The 20,097-nt window shown below is 61.1% G+C and carries 15 protein-coding genes and 1 pseudogene; 12 read left to right on the forward strand and 4 right to left on the reverse strand.

The features are described 5' to 3' along the window. Positions 1-152 precede the first annotated feature (152 nt). Entirely contained in the window at positions 153-1,442 is a 1,290-nt protein-coding gene (gene gltA / locus BHMPCIPO_RS08835) for a citrate synthase (RefSeq protein WP_173516397.1), read from the reverse strand. Positions 1,443-1,759: 317 nt separating this feature from the next. Here gltA and BHMPCIPO_RS08840 point away from each other — a divergent pair, with 317 nt between their 5' ends. The 6 genes from BHMPCIPO_RS08840 to BHMPCIPO_RS08865 all read left to right on the forward strand — a co-directional run bounded on the left by BHMPCIPO_RS08840 (position 1,760) and on the right by BHMPCIPO_RS08865 (position 8,489). Next, complete coding sequence (locus tag BHMPCIPO_RS08840; RefSeq protein ID WP_173516398.1) at positions 1,760-4,240, forward strand: ComEC/Rec2 family competence protein; 2,481 nt, start codon at positions 1,760-1,762, stop codon at positions 4,238-4,240. Positions 4,241-4,290: 50 nt separating this feature from the next. Further along, positions 4,291-4,533, forward strand: coding sequence for a hypothetical protein (locus BHMPCIPO_RS08845; protein ID WP_173516399.1), 243 nt, complete (start codon positions 4,291-4,293; stop codon positions 4,531-4,533). Continuing rightward, positions 4,430-5,497, forward strand: coding sequence for a tonB-system energizer ExbB (gene exbB / locus BHMPCIPO_RS08850; RefSeq protein WP_246304285.1), 1,068 nt, complete (start codon positions 4,430-4,432; stop codon positions 5,495-5,497). Before BHMPCIPO_RS08845 ends, exbB begins: the two co-directional genes overlap by 104 nt. A gap of 3 nt (positions 5,498-5,500) precedes the next feature. Further along, positions 5,501-5,926: a TonB system transport protein ExbD gene (gene exbD, locus BHMPCIPO_RS08855; protein ID WP_173516401.1), complete on the forward strand. Its 426-nt coding sequence runs from the start codon at positions 5,501-5,503 to the stop codon at positions 5,924-5,926. 235 nt (positions 5,927-6,161) lie between these two features. Beyond that, positions 6,162-6,827 (forward strand): protein-L-isoaspartate O-methyltransferase family protein, encoded by a 666-nt coding sequence (locus BHMPCIPO_RS08860; RefSeq protein WP_173516402.1) that lies wholly within the window; start codon positions 6,162-6,164, stop codon positions 6,825-6,827. Between the two features lie 288 nt (positions 6,828-7,115). Continuing rightward, on the forward strand, positions 7,116-8,489 hold the full coding sequence (locus tag BHMPCIPO_RS08865) for a TolC family outer membrane protein (protein WP_173516403.1): 1,374 nt from the start codon (positions 7,116-7,118) through the stop codon (positions 8,487-8,489). 51 nt (positions 8,490-8,540) lie between these two features. Here BHMPCIPO_RS08865 and BHMPCIPO_RS08870 read toward each other — a convergent pair. Beyond that, positions 8,541-8,782, reverse strand: a pseudogene (locus BHMPCIPO_RS08870) (IS3 family transposase); the annotation flags it as partial. 164 nt (positions 8,783-8,946) lie between these two features. Here BHMPCIPO_RS08870 and BHMPCIPO_RS08875 point away from each other — a divergent pair. From BHMPCIPO_RS08875 to exoR, 4 genes are all read left to right on the forward strand, one after another. Beyond that, complete coding sequence (locus tag BHMPCIPO_RS08875) at positions 8,947-9,771, forward strand: PopZ family protein (protein ID WP_173516404.1); 825 nt, start codon at positions 8,947-8,949, stop codon at positions 9,769-9,771. A gap of 122 nt (positions 9,772-9,893) precedes the next feature. Continuing rightward, complete coding sequence (locus BHMPCIPO_RS08880) at positions 9,894-12,734, forward strand: valine--tRNA ligase (RefSeq protein ID WP_173516405.1); 2,841 nt, start codon at positions 9,894-9,896, stop codon at positions 12,732-12,734. Positions 12,735-13,220: 486 nt separating this feature from the next. Then, entirely contained in the window at positions 13,221-14,465 is a 1,245-nt protein-coding gene (locus BHMPCIPO_RS08885; protein WP_173516406.1) for an OmpP1/FadL family transporter, read from the forward strand. A gap of 472 nt (positions 14,466-14,937) precedes the next feature. Continuing rightward, positions 14,938-15,744, forward strand: coding sequence for an exopolysaccharide production regulator ExoR (gene exoR, locus BHMPCIPO_RS08890; RefSeq protein ID WP_173516407.1), 807 nt, complete (start codon positions 14,938-14,940; stop codon positions 15,742-15,744). A 68-nt stretch (positions 15,745-15,812) separates the two neighbouring features. Here the strand turns inward: exoR and xth are convergent, their stop codons facing one another. After that, a complete protein-coding gene (gene xth / locus BHMPCIPO_RS08895; protein WP_173516408.1) occupies positions 15,813-16,604 on the reverse strand; it encodes an exodeoxyribonuclease III in 792 nt (263 codons plus the stop codon). 206 nt (positions 16,605-16,810) lie between these two features. Here xth and BHMPCIPO_RS08900 point away from each other — a divergent pair, with 206 nt between their 5' ends. Continuing rightward, positions 16,811-18,274, forward strand: coding sequence for a phospholipase D-like domain-containing protein (locus tag BHMPCIPO_RS08900; protein WP_173516409.1), 1,464 nt, complete (start codon positions 16,811-16,813; stop codon positions 18,272-18,274). A gap of 31 nt (positions 18,275-18,305) precedes the next feature. Here BHMPCIPO_RS08900 and erpA read toward each other — a convergent pair whose 3' ends face one another. Further along, positions 18,306-18,638 carry an iron-sulfur cluster insertion protein ErpA gene (gene erpA / locus BHMPCIPO_RS08905; RefSeq protein ID WP_173516410.1) on the reverse strand — a complete coding sequence of 111 codons (333 nt, stop codon included), beginning with the start codon at positions 18,636-18,638 and terminating at the stop codon, positions 18,306-18,308. Positions 18,639-18,850: 212 nt separating this feature from the next. On the opposite strand from erpA, the gene BHMPCIPO_RS08910 reads away from it, so the two are divergent. Continuing rightward, positions 18,851-20,068 carry a deoxyguanosinetriphosphate triphosphohydrolase gene (locus BHMPCIPO_RS08910; protein WP_173516411.1) on the forward strand — a complete coding sequence of 406 codons (1,218 nt, stop codon included), beginning with the start codon at positions 18,851-18,853 and terminating at the stop codon, positions 20,066-20,068. Positions 20,069-20,097 lie beyond the last annotated feature (29 nt).

A 20,097-nucleotide genomic window follows, 5' to 3' on the forward strand; every position in this document is an offset into this window, starting at 1 on the left:
ACTATGCGCTGGGCTTCCGCCCGCCGTGGCCAGTTTGCGACCGGCATTGCTTGCAGCCAGTCTGATGGAAACGCGTACGAGCCGATGTCGCGGCCCCATAAACAAGAGCCCGGTCATCGCTGACCGGGCTTTGCTTTCTGGTCTGAAACCGATCAGCGCTTGGAGACCGGCACGTAGTCGCGCTGCGGAGCGCCGACATAGAGCTGGCGCGGGCGGCCGATGCGCTGCTCCGGATCTTCGATCATCTCGTTCCACTGCGCGATCCAGCCGACGGTGCGGGCGAGCGCGAAGAGCACGGTGAACATGGTGGTGGGGAAGCCCAGCGCCTTCAGCGTGATGCCGGAGTAGAAGTCGATGTTCGGATAGAGCTTCTTCTCGATGAAATACTCGTCCGTGAGTGCGATGCGCTCGAGTTCCATCGCGACCTCGAGCAGCGGATCGTCCTTGTGGCCGAGTTCCGCCAGCACCTCATGCGTGGTCTTCTGCATGATCTTGGCGCGCGGGTCGTAGTTCTTGTAGACGCGGTGGCCGAAGCCCATCAGGCGGAACGGATCGTTCTTGTCCTTGGCCTTGGCGATATATTCCGGAATACGGTCGGCCGTGCCGATTTCGGCGAGCATGTTGAGCGCCGCTTCGTTGGCGCCACCATGTGCCGGGCCCCAGAGGCAGGCGATACCGGCAGCGATGCAGGCGAACGGGTTGGCGCCCGACGAACCGGCGAGACGAACCGTCGAGGTCGACGCGTTCTGCTCGTGGTCGGCATGCAGGATGAAGATGCGGTCCATGGCGCGCGACAGGACCGGGTTGACGACATATTCCTCGCACGGAACGGCGAAGCACATGCGCAGGAAGTTCGAGGCGTAGTCGAGGTCGTTCTTCGGGTAAACGAAGGGCTGGCCGATGTGGTACTTATAGGCCATGGCCGCGATCGTCGGCATCTTGGCGATCATGCGCAGCGAAGCGACCATGCGCTGATGCGGATCGGTGATGTCGGTCGAGTCGTGATAGAAGGCCGACAACGCGCCGACGCAGCCGCACATGACGGCCATCGGGTGCGCGTCGCGGCGGAAGCCGGTGAAGAAGCGCGACATCTGCTCATGCACCATGGTGTGGTGCGTTACGCGATAATCGAAGTCGGCCTTCTGTGCCTTCGTCGGCAGTTCGCCGTAGAGCAGCAGGTAGCAGACTTCCAGGAAGTCGCCGTGTTCTGCAAGTTGCTCGATCGGATAGCCGCGGTGCAGAAGCACGCCTTCGTCGCCGTCGATATAGGTGATCTTGGATTCGCACGACGCCGTGGAGGTGAAGCCCGGGTCGTAAGTGAACATCTTCGTCTGCTTGTAAAGCGAGCCGATGTCCACGACGTCAGGGCCGATGGACCCCGATCGCACCGGAAGATCCGCCGACTTTCCATCGAGTGTTACAACCGCGGTTTTTTCAGTCATCGGACCCTCCGTCTTATGGCAACGTGGCACCGAGACGTGCCACGAAAATGAACGTTGCGAATTTGCTATATGATTTATTTTCGACTGCCAAGCTGTACGAAAGGCAAATTGTGCGATGCGAAAATGTGCATATGGCGACGCAACAATGGCATGTTACGGGCAATAAGTCCAAGCAGATCAACAATCGCGTCGGATGATGGTGCGGTACCATTCTATATAGGTTTGCCGCTTTTTTCAGCAGATAGCGCAGCGGTTGCGGTTGTGTGCCTTTGGTTGCATGATCGGGCGCATATTCGGGGGGAAAGAGCGCTGGCGCAATGAACGATACTGAAGGGCGGTATGCGTCGCACGACGCGGAGCGCGGCAGCTTCCTGTTGTCCGGTTCCGATCCTGCCAATGCCGTTGCAGTCCTTGCTCCCAATGCGCCGCCCGCCTTGCTCTCGACACGGGTGAAGCGCGGGATATCCATATTCTCGGCTCACCTCAGCCCGCGTCTGGTCAAGGTGTCTTTCGCCTCCGCGATCGAAGACGAGCGCGCGTTCGGTCACGGCTTCGTGTTGATACCGGTACTGCTGAGCTTCGGTGTCCTCACTTGGCTGTCGCTCCCATTTGATGTCGGAATCGCCAAACTTGCACTGCTGCTTTGCGTTTTTGGCATGGCGACGGTGGCTTGCGTTGGAAAATCTGCATTGCTGCGGGCACCGCTGATCGCGGCGATGCTGTTTGTAGCGGGAATGGTGCTGATCGCGGCCGAGACGGCGCGCATCGATACAATTATCCTCGATGCACCGGTGACGACGAATGTGCGGGGCGTGGTGTTCTCCCGCGAACAGGACGACCGGGGCCAATGGCGCTACGGGGTAGAGGTTCGAGAGACCACCAAGCCGCGCCTGCGCCGCCAACCAACGAGAATAACGCTGGTAGCGCGAGGTCGGGACGAGCCGCTGCCGATAGGGGCGACCATCGAGGGCAGGGCGCGGCTGTCGCCGCCGTCCGGCCCGGCACTGCCGGGGCTGAACGACTTTGCATTTGACAGCTACTTCAGGGGCATCGGCGCAGTCGGCTTCTTCTATGGTTCGCCGACGGGCGGAAAAGCGCCTGCGGCCGGAGAATTGGAGGCGACCCTTTCCTTCGGCTCATCCTTGGCGACCAGCATCGCCTCGATACGAGAGGCAGTCGGAGAGCGCATCCGCACCGCGATCGGCGGCGATACCGGAGCACTTGCCGCTGCACTGGTGACGGCGGAAGAGCGTGCCATCAGCCGCGAGACGGTCGAGGTGTTGCGGCAAGCCGGCCTTGCCCATGTGCTGGCGATCTCGGGCCTCAACATGGCACTTGCCGCCGGAACCTTTCTGATCGGCGCCCGCACTGTCCTCAGCATGGTCCCTGGCCTGGCCCATCGTGTGCCGGTCAAGAAGGTCGCGGCGGCCGGCGCGCTGCTGATGGTCTGTCTCTACATTCTCATCGCCGGTGGCGCCGTGTCGGCATTGCGCGCCTGGATCATGATTTCGATCATGCTCGTGGCGGTGTTTTTCGATCGCATGTCGATCAGCCTGCGCAACGTTGCGCTTGCGGCGATCGTCATCGTCTCCTTAACGCCGTCGGCGGTTGCCGGACCTGGTTTTCAGATGTCGTTCGCCGCGACCCTTGCGCTCGTTGCCGGTTATGCGCGCTGGCGCGAGCGGCGGGAAACGGAGCTACCGGCAGCGGAAAGGCGAAGCAAGGGAAGGGGGCTGGTCACGGGCGTAGTCGCCGGTGTCGTCATCACCTCGCTGATTGGCGGGTTGGCGACATCGGTCTATTCGATCGCCTATTTCCACAGGTTGCCGGCTTACGGCCTGCTCGCCAATGTTCTCACCATGCCGGTGATCAGCATCGTGATCATGCCGTTCGGCCTGTTCGCCATGCTTCTGATGCCACTGGGGCTTGAACACTATCCGCTGGTGGCAATGGCATGGGGTCTCGACCGGATGCTTGACATCGCCCGCTTCGTAACCTCGCTTGATGGCGAGATCGTCACCGGTCGCATCGGGCATCTCGGCTTTGTGCTGATTGCCGCGGGCGGTATTCTGGTCTGTGTATTGCGGAGCTGGCTGGCGCTGTCGGGTGCCCTGCTGATCTGCGCCGGTCTTGTCAGCCTCGCCGTGGAGCGCGACCGTCTTCCCGACGTCGTAATAGCCGAAGATGGCCGCCTCATCGGTCTCGTCGCGAACGGCGCGATCGCGACCAACAGGACGCGCCCGTCGGATTTCGTGTTTTCACAATGGCAGCGAGCACTCGCGGTGGGAAGACATCTTGCGCCGGTGACGCTTGCGCCGCCAGCTTTTGCCGATCCTTATCCGGCTACGGAGCCGAACGGGAAGGGCGCTCCGCCGCTCGAAGAGGCAAAGGTGGCCGCAATCCGCGCGGATCTGTCGTCGGCGATCGAGGCGAATGCTGCGGGTGTCTTCATCTGCCGGGAAAAGCAATGGTGTGCGGCGCGCAACACTTACGGCTGGACGATCATCGCGCTCGAGAACCCGCGTCTGTTTCCAGCCTTGTGCGGCCTGGCGGATTTGGTGATGACCGCCGCCCGGGTTGATGGCGCGACGTGCCCGAGCGATCGCGCCCACATTGTGAATGCACGGACGCTGCGTCGTACGGGTGCGATCGAAATACGAGCGCAGCCGGATACGGAGCAAGCGCCGCCGCCAATGCAGTTTCGGACGGCATTCACGACTCTTGCCCGCCCGTGGGAACGGCACCGCGCCTATGACTGGCGGACGGCTACCTTCACGGATGATCCGCCAGGCATTTGACGGCAGTTCCAGTGCGTGTCCTGGCCGCCGGGTCGGTTGCGAAATTATTCTTGATTGATAAACTCCACAAATCCTTGTCATTCGGCTCCCCCTTGCGTAAAGAACCCAAAAAGCACGCAAGGGATGCAGCGGGTGACGACCTTCCCTTCGCTCTGAAACGACGAAACGGACCAGTACGTGAGGAACAAGATGCCGAACCGAGCGCGATCGACGATCAATCTGCTGGCAGCCGCGATGCTCGGTCTGTCATCGGCTGCTTTGCCTGCGGTTGCGTTCGCTCAATCAGCGAGTGAAGGCGCATCGTCAGTCCCGGTCACGAGCGGCAATCAGGAAACCGTCATGGGTTCGCCCGCGCAGGCGCCGATCGCAGAGGGCCAGACCGCCGGCAGCGCACCGGTAAACCAGGCGGCTCCGGCCGCGCAGGGGCAGCCCGCAGCGCAGGCTACGTCGCCCGAGACCGCCCCCGTAACGGTGGAAGGCGCCGCCACGACTGAGGGTGCGGCGAGCCCGGTGCTGCCGCATGATCTCTCGCCGATTGGCATGTTCATGGCTGCAGACGTGGTCGTCAAAGGCGTAATGATCGGCCTGGCAGTGGCGTCCATCGCCACCTGGGCCATCTTCCTGGTCAAGGCACTGGAGCTTTTCGGTGCGAAGGCACGCCTTACCCGCGCGGTTCGTCTCCTGTCAGCCGCCAACGGCCTCGCGGATGTCAAGAATGCATTCGATGGCAAGTCGGGCCCCGCGCCTGAGATGGTGGCGGCGGCGATCGACGAAATGGTGCGTTCGGAGGCGGTGGTCGACCATGCGCCCTTAAGCGGTATCAAGGAACGCGTCTCTTCGCTGCTGAACCGCATCGAGGTTCGTGCCGGCAAGCGCGTGGCCAGTGGAACCGGCATTCTGGCCTCGATCGGCTCGGTCGGTCCCTTCGTCGGCCTCTTCGGCACGGTGTGGGGAATCATGAATTCCTTCATCGGCATCAGTAAGGCGCAGACGACCAATCTTGCGATCGTCGCACCCGGTATTGCCGAAGCGTTGCTCGCCACTGCGATCGGCCTCGTCGCAGCCATTCCGGCGGTGGTGATCTACAACTACTTCGCCCGTTCGGTGGGCGGCTACAAGGTGATCCTTGCCGATGCGGCGGCCGCCGTGGAGCGGCTCGTCAGCCGTGACCTCGACCACCGTCTGGTCCGCAAGGCGCAGCCCCGCCGTCAGGAAGGCTTCGTCCATGCCGAGACAACCATCGCACGGATCGGGTGACCCATGGCCGGAAAGGTAAGCCAGGACGGCGGCGATCTCGACGAGAACAGCGAAATCAACGTCACGCCCTTCATCGACGTCATGCTTGTACTCCTGATCATCTTCATGGTGGCGGCGCCGCTCGCCACGGTGGACATGAAGGTGGATCTGCCGCAATCGGCGGCAAAGCCCACACCGCGCGACGACAAGCCGGTCTTCGTGACCTTGAAGGCGGATCTGGCGCTTGCGATCGGCAACGAAGAAACGGCCCGCGAGACCTTCGCCGACGAGCTGAAGCGCCTGACCGAGGGCAACACCGAGACGCGTGTGCTGCTGAGGGCCGACAAGGCCGTGGACTACGGCGAGCTGATGGCCGTCATGAACCTCATCCAGAACGCCGGCTATACCAAGATCGCCCTCGTCGGCCTGGAAGGCGCAGCCGGGCGCTGACCCAGCCCGGGTCAATACCTCAACGATGCGTCGCACCTTGTCCGCGCGCCGCCGCGCTTGGCCGATCAGTCCCTTCTTCCCCGTTTTTCCGGCGCAATTTGCCGCTGTCGCTTGAATCCGGCGGGGCGGCGATTTAAGAGCTTACGTCAAAGGCTTTCCGTTGAGAGCCACAAGACGATCGCGCGGGCTTCTCCGAAAAGCGGCGCCGCGCCTATCCGGATACGAGGGCACTAGCATGAATTTCGAAGCAGCGCGTACCAAGATGGTGGACAACCAGATCCGCACGACGGATGTGACGTCCCACTCGGTCTTGTCCGCCTTCCTCACCGTGCCGCGCGAGGAGTTCGTGCCCGCCAAGATGAAGGAGCTCGCCTATATCGACACCGACATCGCGCTTGAAGGCACCAACGGTGCAGCCCCGCGATTCCTGATGGAGCCTTCGCCGCTCGCCAAGCTTCTGCAGCTTGCCGAGATCGCCAAGTCCGACGTCGTGCTCGAGATCGGCTGTGGCACCGGCTACGCTTCGGCGCTGTTGTCGCTGATCGCCGGTTCGGTCGTGGCGCTCGAAAGCGATCAGGGTCTTGCCGCCACCGCCACCGAGACCCTGGCGCGTCTCGGCTATGACAATATCGCCGTCGTCACCGGCGAACTCGAGAAGGGTTACGCTGCCGAAGCGCCCTACGACGTCATCTTCGTCCACGGTGCGGTGGAAGTGTTGCCTGCGGGGCTGTTCGAACAATTGCGCGATGGCGGCCGGCTCGTCGTGGTCGAAGGATTTGGCAACGCTTCGCGCGCTAAACTCTATGTGCACGAGCACGGAAGAACCTCCGAGCGTGCCGATTTCAACACTGCGGTGAAGCCGCTTCCAGGCTTCCGCCGCGAGCAGGAATTTGTTTTTTGAGGTCCCGCTTATTGAGGGATATCAGCATTCAAAATGCACTGCTAAAATAACAATGTTGCCAATTCGCAACGGGGGGCGTGTTTCTTTTTGAAATGCCTGCGCAGAGTAGGTCTGCGCAGTTGTCGGAATCTGGAATCCGGGTTTCAAAGAGTGCAGTGGTAGTGATTTGCTCACCAGTGGGCGGTGTGAGCGCTTCATCGCCGTATCTAGGCAGCGCCGTTTTATTACGAGGACGGCGCCGCGGAAAATAGAGGGCAGGCTCTGCCGCCCCGATCGGAGAGAGAAGTAATGGTGTCGATTGTCCGTAAAGCGGCTCTGTGGGCCGCCGTTTCGACGAGTGTACTGGTTGCCCCGCATGCAGTACTGGCCGAGACGATATTCGGCGCAATGGCCAAAGCCTACGAGAACAACCCGGATCTGAATGCTGCACGTGCGGGTCTGCGCGCGACGGACGAGAGTGTGCCGATCGCCAAGTCTGGCTTTCGGCCCCAAGTGGCAGCTTTCGCAACAGGAACGCTTACGACTGTCGATAGAGAGAAAACCAGGTCACAAGACTTTCATCAGGGACAGGTCGGTGTCTCCGTAACGCAGATGGTCTTCGACGGCTTTCAGACGCTGAACAACGTTCGCGCGGCCGAAGCGAACGTATTCGCGACCCGCGAATCGCTGCGTGCCGACGAAATGCAGATCCTGCTCTCGGCTGCAACCATTTACTCCAACATCGCCCGCGATCAGCAGCTGGTCTCTATCCGCAAGCAGAACATCGCCTTCCTGCAGGAACAGGTGAACGCCGCCAAGGCGCGCCTGGACGTGGGCGAAGGCACGCGCACGGACGTGAGCCTTGCCGAGGCATCGCTCGCCAACGCGCAGTCGCAGCTCATCGTGGCCGTCGCTCAGCTGAAGCAGAGCGAAGCGACCTATGTACAGATCGTCGGCGACGTGCCGAAGGGCATCAAGCAGGCTTCGCCCGCCTCGAAGGGCCTGCCACGCTCGCTCGATCAGGCTGTCGCAATGGGCCTGCGCGAGCATCCGACGATTCTGGCCGCGCAATACTCGGTCGACTCGGCCGGTTACCAGGTGAAGTCTGCGGAAGGCACGATGCTGCCTGGCGTGACGCTTCAAGGCGAGGTCAGCCGCACCACCGGTAATGCCAGCACCAACGGTCTCGACAACAACACCTCGAGCATAACGGCGCGGCTGGAAGTTCCGATCTATCAGGGCGGCGCCGAATACGGCCAGATCCGCCAGGCAAAGGAACGCCTGGGGCAGCAGCGTATCCTGGTCGATTCGGCTCGCGCGGCCATTCAGCAGACGATCGTTTCCGCCTATGCGCAGCTTGAAGCCGCGATTGCCCGTATTTCCGCCAACAAGGCGCAGATCTCCGCCGCCAAACTGGCATTGGACGGCGTTATCGAAGAGCGCAAGGTCGGCCAGCGTACGACCTTGGACGTTCTCGATTCGCAGCAGGACGTGCTTCAGGCGCAGGAACTGCTGGCCCTCGCACAGCGCGACGCCGTCGTAGCCAGCTACACGTTGCTTGCGGCTGCCGCGAATCTTACGGTGAAGAGCCAAGGGTTGCAGGTTGCGGAGTATCGCGCCGAGCAACACTACGAGGCGGTCAAGGACAAATGGTTCGGTCTTCGAACCGTCGACGGTCGCTGAAGAAAACGCCCCGGTCTTGAACTGACCCCAAAAGGTTGGACGATTGCTGGGCTAGGATAATAGGGACTGAGTTCTGTATTGCACAGGACTCAGTCCTTTCAGTTTCAGCTTGATGCGCTGATGATTGAAATAGTGGATGTAGGCTTTGATGCCGTCCTTCAGGCTCTGGATGCTGTCGAACCTGTTGGGATGGAGGAACTCGGATTTGAGCACGGCAAGAAGCTTTCCATGGCGGCGTTGTCGAGGCAGTTGCCTTTGCGTGACATGCTCTGGGCGACGTCCCGCGCCTTGAGCCGGCGCTGACGTTTCTATTTTTTCCCCTGAAAACAAATCTGTGCAAGAATCTGAGTGGCTGATTCGTGGCGTTTGTTTCGTCCGCGAACTCACATAAGGTTTGTCGGAAATCGGCGCATGTCTCGTTCTGAAGCACATGCCGGCCGTGCAAACGAGGATGAAAATGGCACAGCTCAATGTCGCGCGTGAACCTTCGATGGATGAGATCCTGGCATCCATTCGCAAGATCATCGAGAGCAATGAGCCTGGGCAGGCCGGGCTTTCGCCGCAGCAGCACTTCGAGGACGAGGCGGGCGACGAGATCGAACTGACGATCGACCGCGAGATCGAGACGGTTGCCTTCGGACGACGCGAGGAGCCGACAGAAACAGCACCAAGGGCCGTACCAGCGGCGCCGTCCGTAGAGCTTTCCATCGTTCCGTCCGAGGCTGGTACGGTGTCCGCGCAGCCGCCGCTCTCCCTGGCTGATGTCGCAGCACGCGTTCGCGCGGCGTCGGAGCGTCACGCGACAGGGTTTGCCCCGCGTGACACGCAGCCAGTCGCGCCGGCGGCAGCGCCGGTGGTCCAGGACAGCCCTGTCGTAACGTCACGCATGGCTGCGGTATCGGCACCCAAGGCTCCGGCTGCTCAGCCGATTGCAGCCTCCGAAACACGCGCGGATGTGGAGGCCGTCGCTGCCCCCGGTTCATCGGAGCGTCGCGACAATTCCGAATCGCCCGCACAGGCAGCGGCACCGGTGGCCGACACGCTGGCACCCGAGAAGGCGATCGCAGCCATCGTCTCTCCGGAAGTCGGCCGGAAGGTCGCGCAATCCTTCGACAATCTCGCTCTGGCGGTCGATCAGGGTGCGAGGCGTTCGTTTGACGAAATCGCCCAGGAGATGCTGCGGCCGATGCTGCAGGAATGGCTGGACGACAATCTGCCGACACTCGTCGAACGGCTGGTTCGCGAGGAAATCGAGCGTGTTGCCCGCGGACCGCGTCGCTGAAATTCAGACCGTTTGACGCATGGGGCCGCGGCGACCGTCGCGGCTTTTTGCGTTCGTGTTGACTTGCACCGGCCGTTCCGGTTTACAAGACACAGACATCACTCTCCTAAATTGGCTCCAAAATGCTTGATAAGACCTACGATTCCGCATCCGTCGATCCACGTATCGCCAAGAAGTGGGACGAAGAAAACGCGTTTCGTGCAGGCGCGGGTGCCAAGCCCGGCGCCGACAGCTTCTGTATCGTGATTCCGCCGCCGAACGTGACCGGCTCGCTGCACATGGGCCACGCGCTCAACAACACGCTTCAGGACATCATGGTCCGCTTCGAGCGCATGCGCGGCAAGGACGTGCTGTGGCAGCCGGGCATGGACCATGCCGGCATTGCGACCCAGATGGTGGTCGAGCGCAAGCTCATGGAAACCCAGCAGCACCGTCGCCAGATGGGGCGTGAGGCCTTCATCGAGAAGGTCTGGGAGTGGAAGGCCGAATCCGGCGGATTGATCTTCAACCAGTTGAAACGGCTTGGCGCATCCTGCGACTGGTCGCGTGAACGCTTCACCATGGACGACGGTCTGTCGGAGGCGGTTCTGGAAGTCTTTGTCTCGCTCTACAAGGAAGGGCTGATCTACAAGGACAAGCGCCTGGTCAACTGGGACCCGAAGCTTCTGACGGCGATTTCCGATCTGGAAGTCGAGCAGCACGAGATCAATGGCAATCTCTGGTATCTGCGCTATCCGCTCGAGCCGGGTGTCACTTATGAACATCCGGTTGCCTTCGACGAGGAAGGCAAGGCGACCGAATGGGAGAAGCGTGACTATCTGGTCGTCGCGACCACCCGCCCGGAAACGATGCTCGGGGACAGCGGCATTGCCGTCAATCCGGACGATGAGCGCTACAAGCCGCTCCTCGGCAAGCATGTCATCCTGCCGATCGTCGGCCGGCGCATTCCCATTGTCGCCGACAGCTATGCGGACCCGACGGCCGGCACCGGCGCGGTGAAGGTCACGCCTGCGCACGACTTCAACGACTTCGACGTCGGCAAGCGTGCAGGCTTGCGCGCGATCAACATCATGACGATCGACGGCCGCATCACCGTCAAGGACAACGAGGAGTTCCTCGAAGGGCTTACCGACCCGGCCGCCTTGCATGGCGCATGGGACGAGCTCGAAGGCAAGGACCGGTTCGAGGCTCGCAAGATCATCGTCCGCATCTTCGAAGAGGCTGGCCTGCTCGACAAGATCGAACCGCACAAGCACATGGTCCCCCATGGCGACCGTGGCGGTGTGCCGATCGAACCGCGCCTGACGGAACAATGGTACGTCGACGCCAAGACGCTGGCGAAGCCGGCGATTGCCGCGGTCAAGGAAGGTCGGACGAATTTCGTTCCGAAGAACTGGGAGAAGACCTACTTCGAGTGGATGGAGAACATCCAGCCCTGGTGCGTCTCGCGTCAGCTCTGGTGGGGGCATCAGATCCCGGCCTGGTACGGCCCCGACGGTCAGGTCTTCGTCGAGAAGACAGAGGAAGAGGCGCTGCACGCCGCGATCCAGCATTATCTTGCGCATGAAGGTCCGATGAAGGCCTATGTCGAGGACCTGCTCGAGAACTTCAAGCCGGGCGAAATCCTGACGCGCGACGAAGACGTGCTCGACACCTGGTTCTCTTCGGCGCTCTGGCCATTCTCGACGCTCGGCTGGCCGAACGAGACGCCGGAACTGGAGAAGTATTACCAGACCGACGTGCTGGTGACCGGCTTCGACATCATCTTCTTCTGGGTTGCCCGCATGATGATGATGGGCCTGCACTTCATGAAGGATGCAGACGGCACCCCGGTCGAGCCGTTCCATACCGTCTATGTCCATGCGCTCGTTCGCGACAAGAACGGCCAGAAGATGTCGAAGTCGAAGGGCAACGTCATCGACCCGCTCGAACTCATCGACGAATACGGCGCCGATGCTCTGCGCTTCACGCTGGCGATCATGGCCGCGCAGGGCCGCGACGTGAAGCTCGATCCCGCTCGTATCGCCGGTTACCGCAACTTCGGCACGAAGCTCTGGAACGCGACGCGCTTTGCCCAGATGAACGGCGTGGTCGACAGCGAAGGCTTCATTCCCGAAGCCGCATCGCTGACCATCAACCGCTGGATCCTGACCGAGCTCTCGCGCACAATCCGTGACGTCACCGAGGCGATCGAGGCCTATCGATTCAACGAAGCGGCCGGCAGCCTCTACCGTTTCGTCTGGAACCAGTTCTGTGACTGGTACCTCGAACTGCTGAAGCCGGTCTTCAATGGCGAGGACGAGGCGGCCAAGCGCGAGTCGCAGGCCTGCGTCGCCTACGTCCTCGACGAGATCTACAAGCTGCTTCATCCCTTCATGCCGTTCATGACCGAGGAACTCTGGGGGCAGACGGCGGGCGAGGGCCGCGAACGCGAGACGCTGCTTTGCCACGCCGAATGGCCGGCGGCTTCCTATGCCGACGACGCCGCTGCCGATGAGATCAACTGGCTGATTGACCTCGTTTCGGGCATTCGCTCGGTCCGTTCGGAGATGAATGTTCCGCCGGCAGCAACCGCGCCGCTGATTGTCGTCGGTGCCAACAACCTGACGCGCGAGCGGCTGCAGCAGCATGCCCCGGCGATCGCCCGCCTGGCGCGTGTCGAACACATCGACCATGCGGCTGTCGCTCCGCGCGGCAGTGCTCAGATCGTCGTCGGCGAGGCGACCGCGTGCCTGCCGCTTGGCAACCTGATCGATCTGACCGCCGAGAAGTCGCGCCTGGAGAAGGCGATCACCAAGGTGGAGGCAGAGCGCGAGCGTATTCTTGGCAAATTGGCCAATGAAAAGTTCGTCGCGAACGCAAAGCCTGAGCTGGTGGAAGCCGAGCGTGAGCGTCTGGTGGAGCTCGATCTTCAGAAGGAATCGCTTGGCGTTGCTCTCACCCGCGTAGCGGAAGCCGGCTAGGAAACACGCTAGGGGTGTATCCGCCCCAGGATCGGTCGATCAAGGAAATCGGAATCCGCGACAGCACTGTCGCGGATTTTGTATTTTAGCATATCAGGATATACTTGCGCGCACGAGCTTCGGGATCGAATCGCCGGGCCGAATACTGTAGACCGTTCACGAAATCGCTTGGCATGTGCCGGCGGAGTTTCAATGGCCATTTTTGTGGCCTCCAGCAAAAACCAATATTGTTGTCTCCGCGACACAGCTTTCGCGAGTGTTGGAAGTTTTTCCTATTTTATTGGCTTATTTACCTATTTCCCGGAATATCATTCCGGAAATGCGCGAATGTGTCTAAATCATGAGAATCTTACGTAAATCATGTGACCCATAGTGTCGCACCACCTCAGCCTCTGGCATTTGCGATTTCACATGTTCGTGAGAATACTTTCGCCACACGCGGCATGAGGTGGAATGTCGCAGAGTGCAGTGCAGGGGAGGAGCTTGATGGCTCACATGAATTTTAAGCGTGGCGTCCTGACGGTGGCGGCTGGTTTGCTGTTTGCGTCGGCGGCCCACGCCGGCGGTCTCGAGCGCGGTGGCTACAACATCGACCTGCTCTTCGACCCGTCGGACTACGCGGCAGAAGCGTCGGCGACCTACGTCAATCCGCAGCGCGAACTCAACAACGTCGTCGATCTCAACCCGTTGAACGGTACGCCTGGTGGTCCGTCCGATGGCGTTCGCGATACCGAGAGCTATTGGGTGCCGCGCGTCGGCATCAAGGCCGGGATCGGCGAAGGCTTCGACTGTATGGCTGATTATTCGCAGCCGTGGGGCGCGCACTCGAAACCAGGATTTAACTGGGCAGGCGCCAATGATAACGCCGAAACGAAGGTCGAAAGTGACAACTATGCTGCGACCTGCTCTTACAAATGGGCAGTGGGGCCTGGTCAACTGCGTGTGATCGGTGGTGTGTTCTACCAGGAGGTTGGCGGGTTCAAGGAACGGCAGGTCGTGCCGGCATTCGGCACCTTTGATGGCTCTGGTCGACTTGATCTTGAAGGTACAGGCTGGGGATGGCGCACGGGTGTCGCCTACGAAATTCCCGAGTATGCTGTGCGGGCTAGCCTCGTTTACAACAGTGCAGTCGATCTGGATGACCTTTCTGGCTCGATCGATCTGCGGGACGCGGCGCTTCCGGCATTCATCCCGGGCGTTGGACTGGTGCGGATACCGGGCACCAAATACGATGTTTTCGGCAACGCTTCCATGCCGGATTCGCTGGAATTGAAGGTGCAGTCGGGTATCGCTCCGGATTGGGTGGCGTTCGGGTCGGTCAAGTGGACCGATTGGAGCCAACTCCAGGTTCTGAGTTTCTGCCCGCGTACGGCCAATCCTCTCACGCCCTGCACCAGCCTCAACTTGCTCTACCGTGACGGCTGGACGATCTCGGGCGGTGTCGGCCACAAGTTTACCGACAAGCTTAGCGGTGCAGCCAGCATCACCTGGGATCGTGGGACGAGCCACGGCTTCGGCACGCAGACCGACACCTGGACCTTCGGCACCGGGCTTTCCTATGCCGCAACCGAGAACCTCGAGTTCCGCCTCGCCGGAGCGGTCGGTATTCTGACGGGCGGCAGCTCCGGTCCGCAAGTGTATCAGGGGCAGCCCGTCGGTACCGACGTGAAGTACGATTTCGACGACGACTTCTTCGCGGCCGTCTCGACCTCGATCAAGATCAAGTTCTGATCCTCCGTTAATCTTACTGTTCAGGGCCCGGTTTCAACCGGGCCTTTCTTTTGGTGTGGAGTGTTTAACCAAGCGCCAGCAGCGTCCCGCAATGTGACGATTCAGCAACACATTTAATGCTAGAGTTTGTTAGCATCGGACTCGTCCCGGCTATGTCCATTTCCCGCCACAAACAGGGAGCAGCGATAGTAGGGACAAACCTGCAACGTGAAAACGAAACCTGCAGCGTTTGGTGTGAAATGAAACTTGGACAGTCGATGTTCATGTCAGATGTGGCCTCCGGTACTTTGGTGCAAGTGGCCGACTGAAATGGTCTTTTGGCGGATGTGTCGAAGTTTCGTTCTGGAATGGTCGCGTCGATGCAGTCGACGGATGTGATGAAGTTTTGGGCGGCGGCGGGTCGCCCGGGTGTTTGTGTTTGCAGCGGTGATGAGTTCGGCGTGGCCGGCTGGAACGGAAGAATTAGACTGTGATGCTTGCGGGTGAACTGAAGTCACTGAAGGTTGCGATACTCGGCGTGTCGCTGGCGGTCTGCGGGACCATCACCATGCCGGCTCTTGCCTTTGATCCAGGGGCAGGCGTTACGAAGGAATCCGGCCCCTTCGCGCTCTTCAAGTTCGGCTTCTCCGCTTACAAGAACGGTCGCAAGGATGAGGCCATCGAAGCCTACAAATACGCGGCGGAGAAGGGACATACCGGCTCCCGCTGGGCTCTGGCCAATATGTATGCCTATGGCGACGGCGTCACCGAGAACGACCTCGAAGCCTTCAAGATCTATAGCGAGATCGCCCAGCAGGGCGTGGAACCGGGCTCCGAGGATACCGGTTACTTCGTCAACGCATTGATCTCTCTTGCCGGCTACTACCGACGCGGCATTCCCGACAGCCCGATCAAGTCGGATATGGCCCAGGCACGGCAACTCTATTTCCAGGCGGCGTCGACCTTTGGGGTCGCCGAGGCGCAGTTCCAGCTCGCGCGCATGCTGCTCTCGGGCGAGGGCGGCAGTGTCAACGTTCAGCAAGCCAAGAAGTGGCTCAATCGGGCCCGCAAGAGCGGCCATGCCGGTGCCATGGGTGTCTTCGGCAACGTGATTTTCCAGGAAGGCCAGACCGTCCGTGGTCTCGCCTATATGACCGCCGCGCTCGACCAGTGTTCGCCGAAGGATCGGCCGTGGATGCAGTCGATGCAGGAGCAAGCGTTCTCGCTGGCGAGCGAGGACGACCGCCGTACGGCAATCGCCCTGTCGCAAAACCTGCACATGCAGGGCGACGACGACTGATCGCGTCGCGGGACAATCCCAAAAAACAGCGGCACTGATACGGAAGAGCCGAACGGCAGTTCCGCGCCTCAAGCCGCGGCGAAGGCAAACTCGCCGATGACGGGGACGTGGTCCGAGGGCTTTTCCCAGGCGCGCACATGCTTGTCGATCGATGTCGAAACCAAACGATCGGCCGCCTCCGGCGACAGCATCAGATGGTCGATGCGAATGCCGAAATTCTTGGGCCAGCAACCGGCCTGATAATCCCAGAACGTATAGAGCGGGACTGCGTCCGATGTCGCCCGCACGGCGTCGGTGAAACCGAGATTGCGCAGGCGCCGAAAGGCCGCGCGTGTTTCAGGCAGGAAGAGAGCGTCGTTCTGCCAGACCTTGATGTCCCAGCAATCATGCTCCTCCTGGATGACATTGTAGTCACCGGCCAGGATGAAGGGCTCTTCGAGCAGAAGGCGCTGCTCGGCGTAGGCCGCAAGCCGGCGCATCCAGGAAAGCTTGTAGGGATACTTCTCGCTATCGACGGGATTGCCGTTCGGCAGGTAGAGCGAGCAGACGCGGATCACGCCGCCGGCAACCGAGAACACACCTTCGATGAAACGGGACTGCTCGTCCGAATCGTCTCCGGGCAGTCCGCGGGTGACTTCGTCCGGCCGCAGCTTGGAGAGGAGGGCGACACCGTTGAAGCCCTTCTGGCCGTGAGTCTCGACATGGTAGCCGAGCGCCTCGATTTCCAGACGAGGGAAGCCGTCGTCGACAGTTTTGATTTCCTGGAGGCAGACGATGTCCGGATTGGCTTCCTTCAGCCACGCCAAGAGGCTGTCGATTCGCGCCTTGACGCCATTGATGTTCCAGGTCGCAATCTTCATGGCTCGAAACGCCCTTCCATGTCGGTGAGTCCTTGACGCCGAGAATCTTCTAGCCGCTCCGGATTCTTTTGACAAATCCGATACCTGCGGCCTTTCAGGCCGGTGGGAAAGGTGCAACGACGGCGTGCGGCGCCGACCACAGTTTATACGGTATGGGTGCGGGTGCTCGAATTGATTCCGGTTCATGGCCGGCTATAGTCCGGCGCATGATCGATCTCGTGCAGAACTACTGGCCGCATATCCTGGCGCTATTGTCCTTCGTGCTTGGCATCCCGGCTGCCATTCACGCCGCCATGACCAAGGACGACGTTCGCGCGGCCGCCGGCTGGGTCGGTGTCGTTCTGCTCTCGCCGATCGTCGGGGCATTGCTTTATGCCGTTGCCGGTATCAACCGTATCCGCCGCTCCTCGATAGGCTCGCAGCGCGCGCTGTTGCGCGGGCAGGGCCCCGACCAGTTCGGCAGGTTCGATATCTCTGAAACGGATATTGCCGGACGCTTCGGGAATCGCTTTGCCGCGATGAAAATTCTCGGGGATCGTGTTTCCCGCCATCGCATGTGTTCCGGTAACGGCATCGAGGTTCTGGCCGGTGGAGACGCCGCTTATGCGGCCATGCTGACGGCGATCGCCGGTGCGCAGCGCAGCATCCTGATGGAGAGCTACATCTTCGATCGCGACGTGGTCGGCCTTCGCTTCGCGGATGCCTTGATCGCCGCGGCCGCGCGCGGCGTCGAGGTGCGCGTGCTGATCGACGCGGTCGGCGCACGCTACTCCGTCCCAAGCATCGTCGGTCATTTGAAGGCCGCCGGCGTTCCGACGGCCGTCTTTAACGGCAATATCATCATGGGGCTGCGGCTACCCTATGCCAATCTGCGCACGCACCGGAAGATCCTCGTCGTCGACGGCCGGGTTGCCTTTGCTGGTGGCATGAACATCCGCGCCGGCTTTACCAACGAGATCGCCGGCGAAATACCGGCGCTCGATACGCATTTTCGCGTGAGCGGCCCGGTGGTCGCCGACATCTTTCAGGTTGCCGCCGAGGACTGGCAATTTTCCAGCGGCGAGATGCTGACGGGCAGCGCCTGGACGCTCGAAGACATGCCCCCGCCGGCAGATGCGCCTTCCGTGCTGATGCGCGCCGTACCTTCAGGCCCGGACGCTACGAACGAGACCAATCACAAGATACTGATGGGGGCATTCTCGGTGGCGCGGAAGAACATCCGCGTGATGTCGCCCTATTTCCTTCCGGACCGCGAGCTGATCAGCGCTTTGGTTACTGCGGCCCGCAGGGGCGTCGACGTCGATATCATCGTCCCCGCGGTCAACAACCTGCTCTTGGTCGATCGCGCGATGACCGCGCAATTCGACCAGGTCCTGAAAGGCCACTGCCGCGTCTGGCGCGCCGCGGGCGCCTTCAACCATTCGAAGCTCTTGATCGTGGATGAGCGCTGGGCCTATGTCGGATCGACCAATCTCGACCCGCGCTCGCTGCGGCTCAACTTCGAGTTCGATCTCGAAGTGCTGGACGACGGTTTCGCCCATACGATCGGCGGCATGATATCGGATGTTCAGGCCTCGGCCGAGCCCGTCACGCTCGAGGCATTGCGCGCCAAGCCGCTCGTCGATCGGCTGGCGAACCGTTTGCTTTGGCTGGGGTCGCCATATCTCTGATGGCGACCACGATCAGGTGCATCTGGCCGTGTCAGATGGAAAAACTCGTTCCGCATCCGCAGCTTGCGACCGCGTTCGGATTCTTGATCTGAAACGACTGGCCGAGCAGGTTGTCGACGAAGTCGATTTCCGAACCGCCCATATAGACGAGCGAAAGGCTGTCGATCAGAACCTTGGCGTCGTCCTTCTCCAGCACCAGGTCGTCGTCGTTTGCGCTATCGACCAGGTCGAACTTGTAGGAGAATCCCGAGCAGCCGCCGCCCTCCACGGATACTCGCATGGCATTGTTGTGACTGTCCGAACGAAGGATCGTGGCGATCCGCTTTGCAGCAGCGTCCGAAATGGTCACGGTTTCTTGCGTCATATCTGCCTCCTGCCGGGGTCAAGAACCGGAGAGATTGGATTGTTGTTCCAGCAATGTCGCGCCCGGCTCCGGAGGTGGTTTCAACCCCCGCGGCCAAGCCATTGCTTTCGCTTGCGGAATCGGTCGATGCTTGCGCGACGCGTTTCCGTGGCTTTCACTATAGGTATGAAGGCTTCAATGTCCCGTCAATGGGATGACGATTTGGGTGGAAAATGACATTCGACAAAACTGCGCTGGGCTTCGGTTATGGTGAACACGCGCCGTTCGCGTCGAATCCCTGGGCGACGCGCGGCAGGCTCTATCCGGAAGCATCGAGCGCGACACGTTCGGATTTCCAGCGCGATCGCGACCGCATCGTGCACACGACCGCCTTTCGCCGGCTGAAGCACAAGACGCAGGTCTTCATCGCTGCCGACGGCGACCATTACCGCACGCGGCTGACGCATACGATCGAAGTGGCGCAGATCGCTCGCGCACTCGCACGCGCGCTCAAGCTCGACGAGGATCTCGCCGAAGGGGTCGCCCTCGTCCACGATTTTGGTCACACGCCATTCGGGCATACGGGCGAGGATGCCTTGCATGAGATGCTGGAGCCCTACGGCGGCTTCGATCACAACGCCCAGTCGCTGCGCATCGTCACGAAACTCGAACGGCGTTATGCCGAATTTGACGGGCTGAACCTGACCTGGGAAAGCCTGGAGGGATTGGTCAAGCACAATGGACCGCTGCTGACGCCCGACGGGCAGGGCACGCGCGGACCGGTGCCGCAGCCGATCCTCGATTATTGCGCACTGTACGATCTGGAGCTGGCGAGTTATGCGAGCCTTGAAGCGCAGGTCGCGGCCATCGCCGACGACATCGCCTATAACACGCACGATATCGACGACGGCCTGAGGGCCGGCTATCTGACCTTCGAGATGCTGGAAGACGTGCCGTTCCTTGCCCGTCTGATGCGCGAGGTCCACGACCGCTATCCCGGCCTTGAAAGCAGCCGCTTCACGCACGAGATCATGCGTCGCCAGATCACGGCAATGGTCGAGGACGTGATCGGTGTCGCCCAGAAACGCATCGCGGACATTCGCCCGGAGAGCGCAACCGAGGTGCGGCAGGCGGGTACGGTCATGGCGACCTTCTCCGACGAGATGAGCGAGACCGACAAACAGATAAAGCGCCTGCTGATGACCCGCATCTACCGGCACCCCGAAGTGATGCGGGTGCGGGAGGGCGCGGCGTCGATCGTCTGCGATCTCTACCATGCCTTCATGGATGACCCGCAATTGATGCGGGAGCACTATTGGGTCGATCAGATTGCCGGCATGGCCGAACCGGCGCGAGCCCGTCATGTCGGCGACTATCTTGCCGGCATGACCGATACCTTCGCAATCAGCGTGCACAAGCGCTTGTTTGACCACACGCCGGATTTGCGGTAGGGACGCCCCGCCCGGAGGCTTGCGGTTCG

This window comes from Ensifer sesbaniae, assembly GCF_013283665.1.
Lineage (GTDB): Bacteria > Pseudomonadota > Alphaproteobacteria > Rhizobiales > Rhizobiaceae > Ensifer > Ensifer sesbaniae.

Excerpts from the sequence above, each read along its gene's own strand:
- xth (WP_173516408.1), bottom strand. The coding sequence starts at position 16,604 with ATGAAGATTGCGACCTGGAACATCAATGGCGTCAAGGCGCGAATCGAC.
- BHMPCIPO_RS08840 (WP_173516398.1), top strand. The coding sequence starts at position 1,760 with ATGAACGATACTGAAGGGCGGTATGCGTCGCACGACGCGGAGCGCGGC.
- BHMPCIPO_RS08875 (WP_173516404.1), top strand. The coding sequence starts at position 8,947 with ATGGCACAGCTCAATGTCGCGCGTGAACCTTCGATGGATGAGATCCTG.
- BHMPCIPO_RS08910 (WP_173516411.1), top strand. The coding sequence starts at position 18,851 with ATGACATTCGACAAAACTGCGCTGGGCTTCGGTTATGGTGAACACGCG.
- exbD (WP_173516401.1), top strand. The coding sequence starts at position 5,501 with ATGGCCGGAAAGGTAAGCCAGGACGGCGGCGATCTCGACGAGAACAGC.
- BHMPCIPO_RS08900 (WP_173516409.1), top strand. The coding sequence starts at position 16,811 with ATGATCGATCTCGTGCAGAACTACTGGCCGCATATCCTGGCGCTATTG.
- BHMPCIPO_RS08860 (WP_173516402.1), top strand. The coding sequence starts at position 6,162 with ATGAATTTCGAAGCAGCGCGTACCAAGATGGTGGACAACCAGATCCGC.
- BHMPCIPO_RS08885 (WP_173516406.1), top strand. The coding sequence starts at position 13,221 with ATGGCTCACATGAATTTTAAGCGTGGCGTCCTGACGGTGGCGGCTGGT.
- BHMPCIPO_RS08865 (WP_173516403.1), top strand. The coding sequence starts at position 7,116 with ATGGTGTCGATTGTCCGTAAAGCGGCTCTGTGGGCCGCCGTTTCGACG.
- gltA (WP_173516397.1), bottom strand. The coding sequence starts at position 1,442 with ATGACTGAAAAAACCGCGGTTGTAACACTCGATGGAAAGTCGGCGGAT.
- exbB (WP_246304285.1), top strand. The coding sequence starts at position 4,430 with ATGCCGAACCGAGCGCGATCGACGATCAATCTGCTGGCAGCCGCGATG.
- exoR (WP_173516407.1), top strand. The coding sequence starts at position 14,938 with ATGCTTGCGGGTGAACTGAAGTCACTGAAGGTTGCGATACTCGGCGTG.
- erpA (WP_173516410.1), bottom strand. The coding sequence starts at position 18,638 with ATGACGCAAGAAACCGTGACCATTTCGGACGCTGCTGCAAAGCGGATC.
- BHMPCIPO_RS08880 (WP_173516405.1), top strand. The coding sequence starts at position 9,894 with ATGCTTGATAAGACCTACGATTCCGCATCCGTCGATCCACGTATCGCC.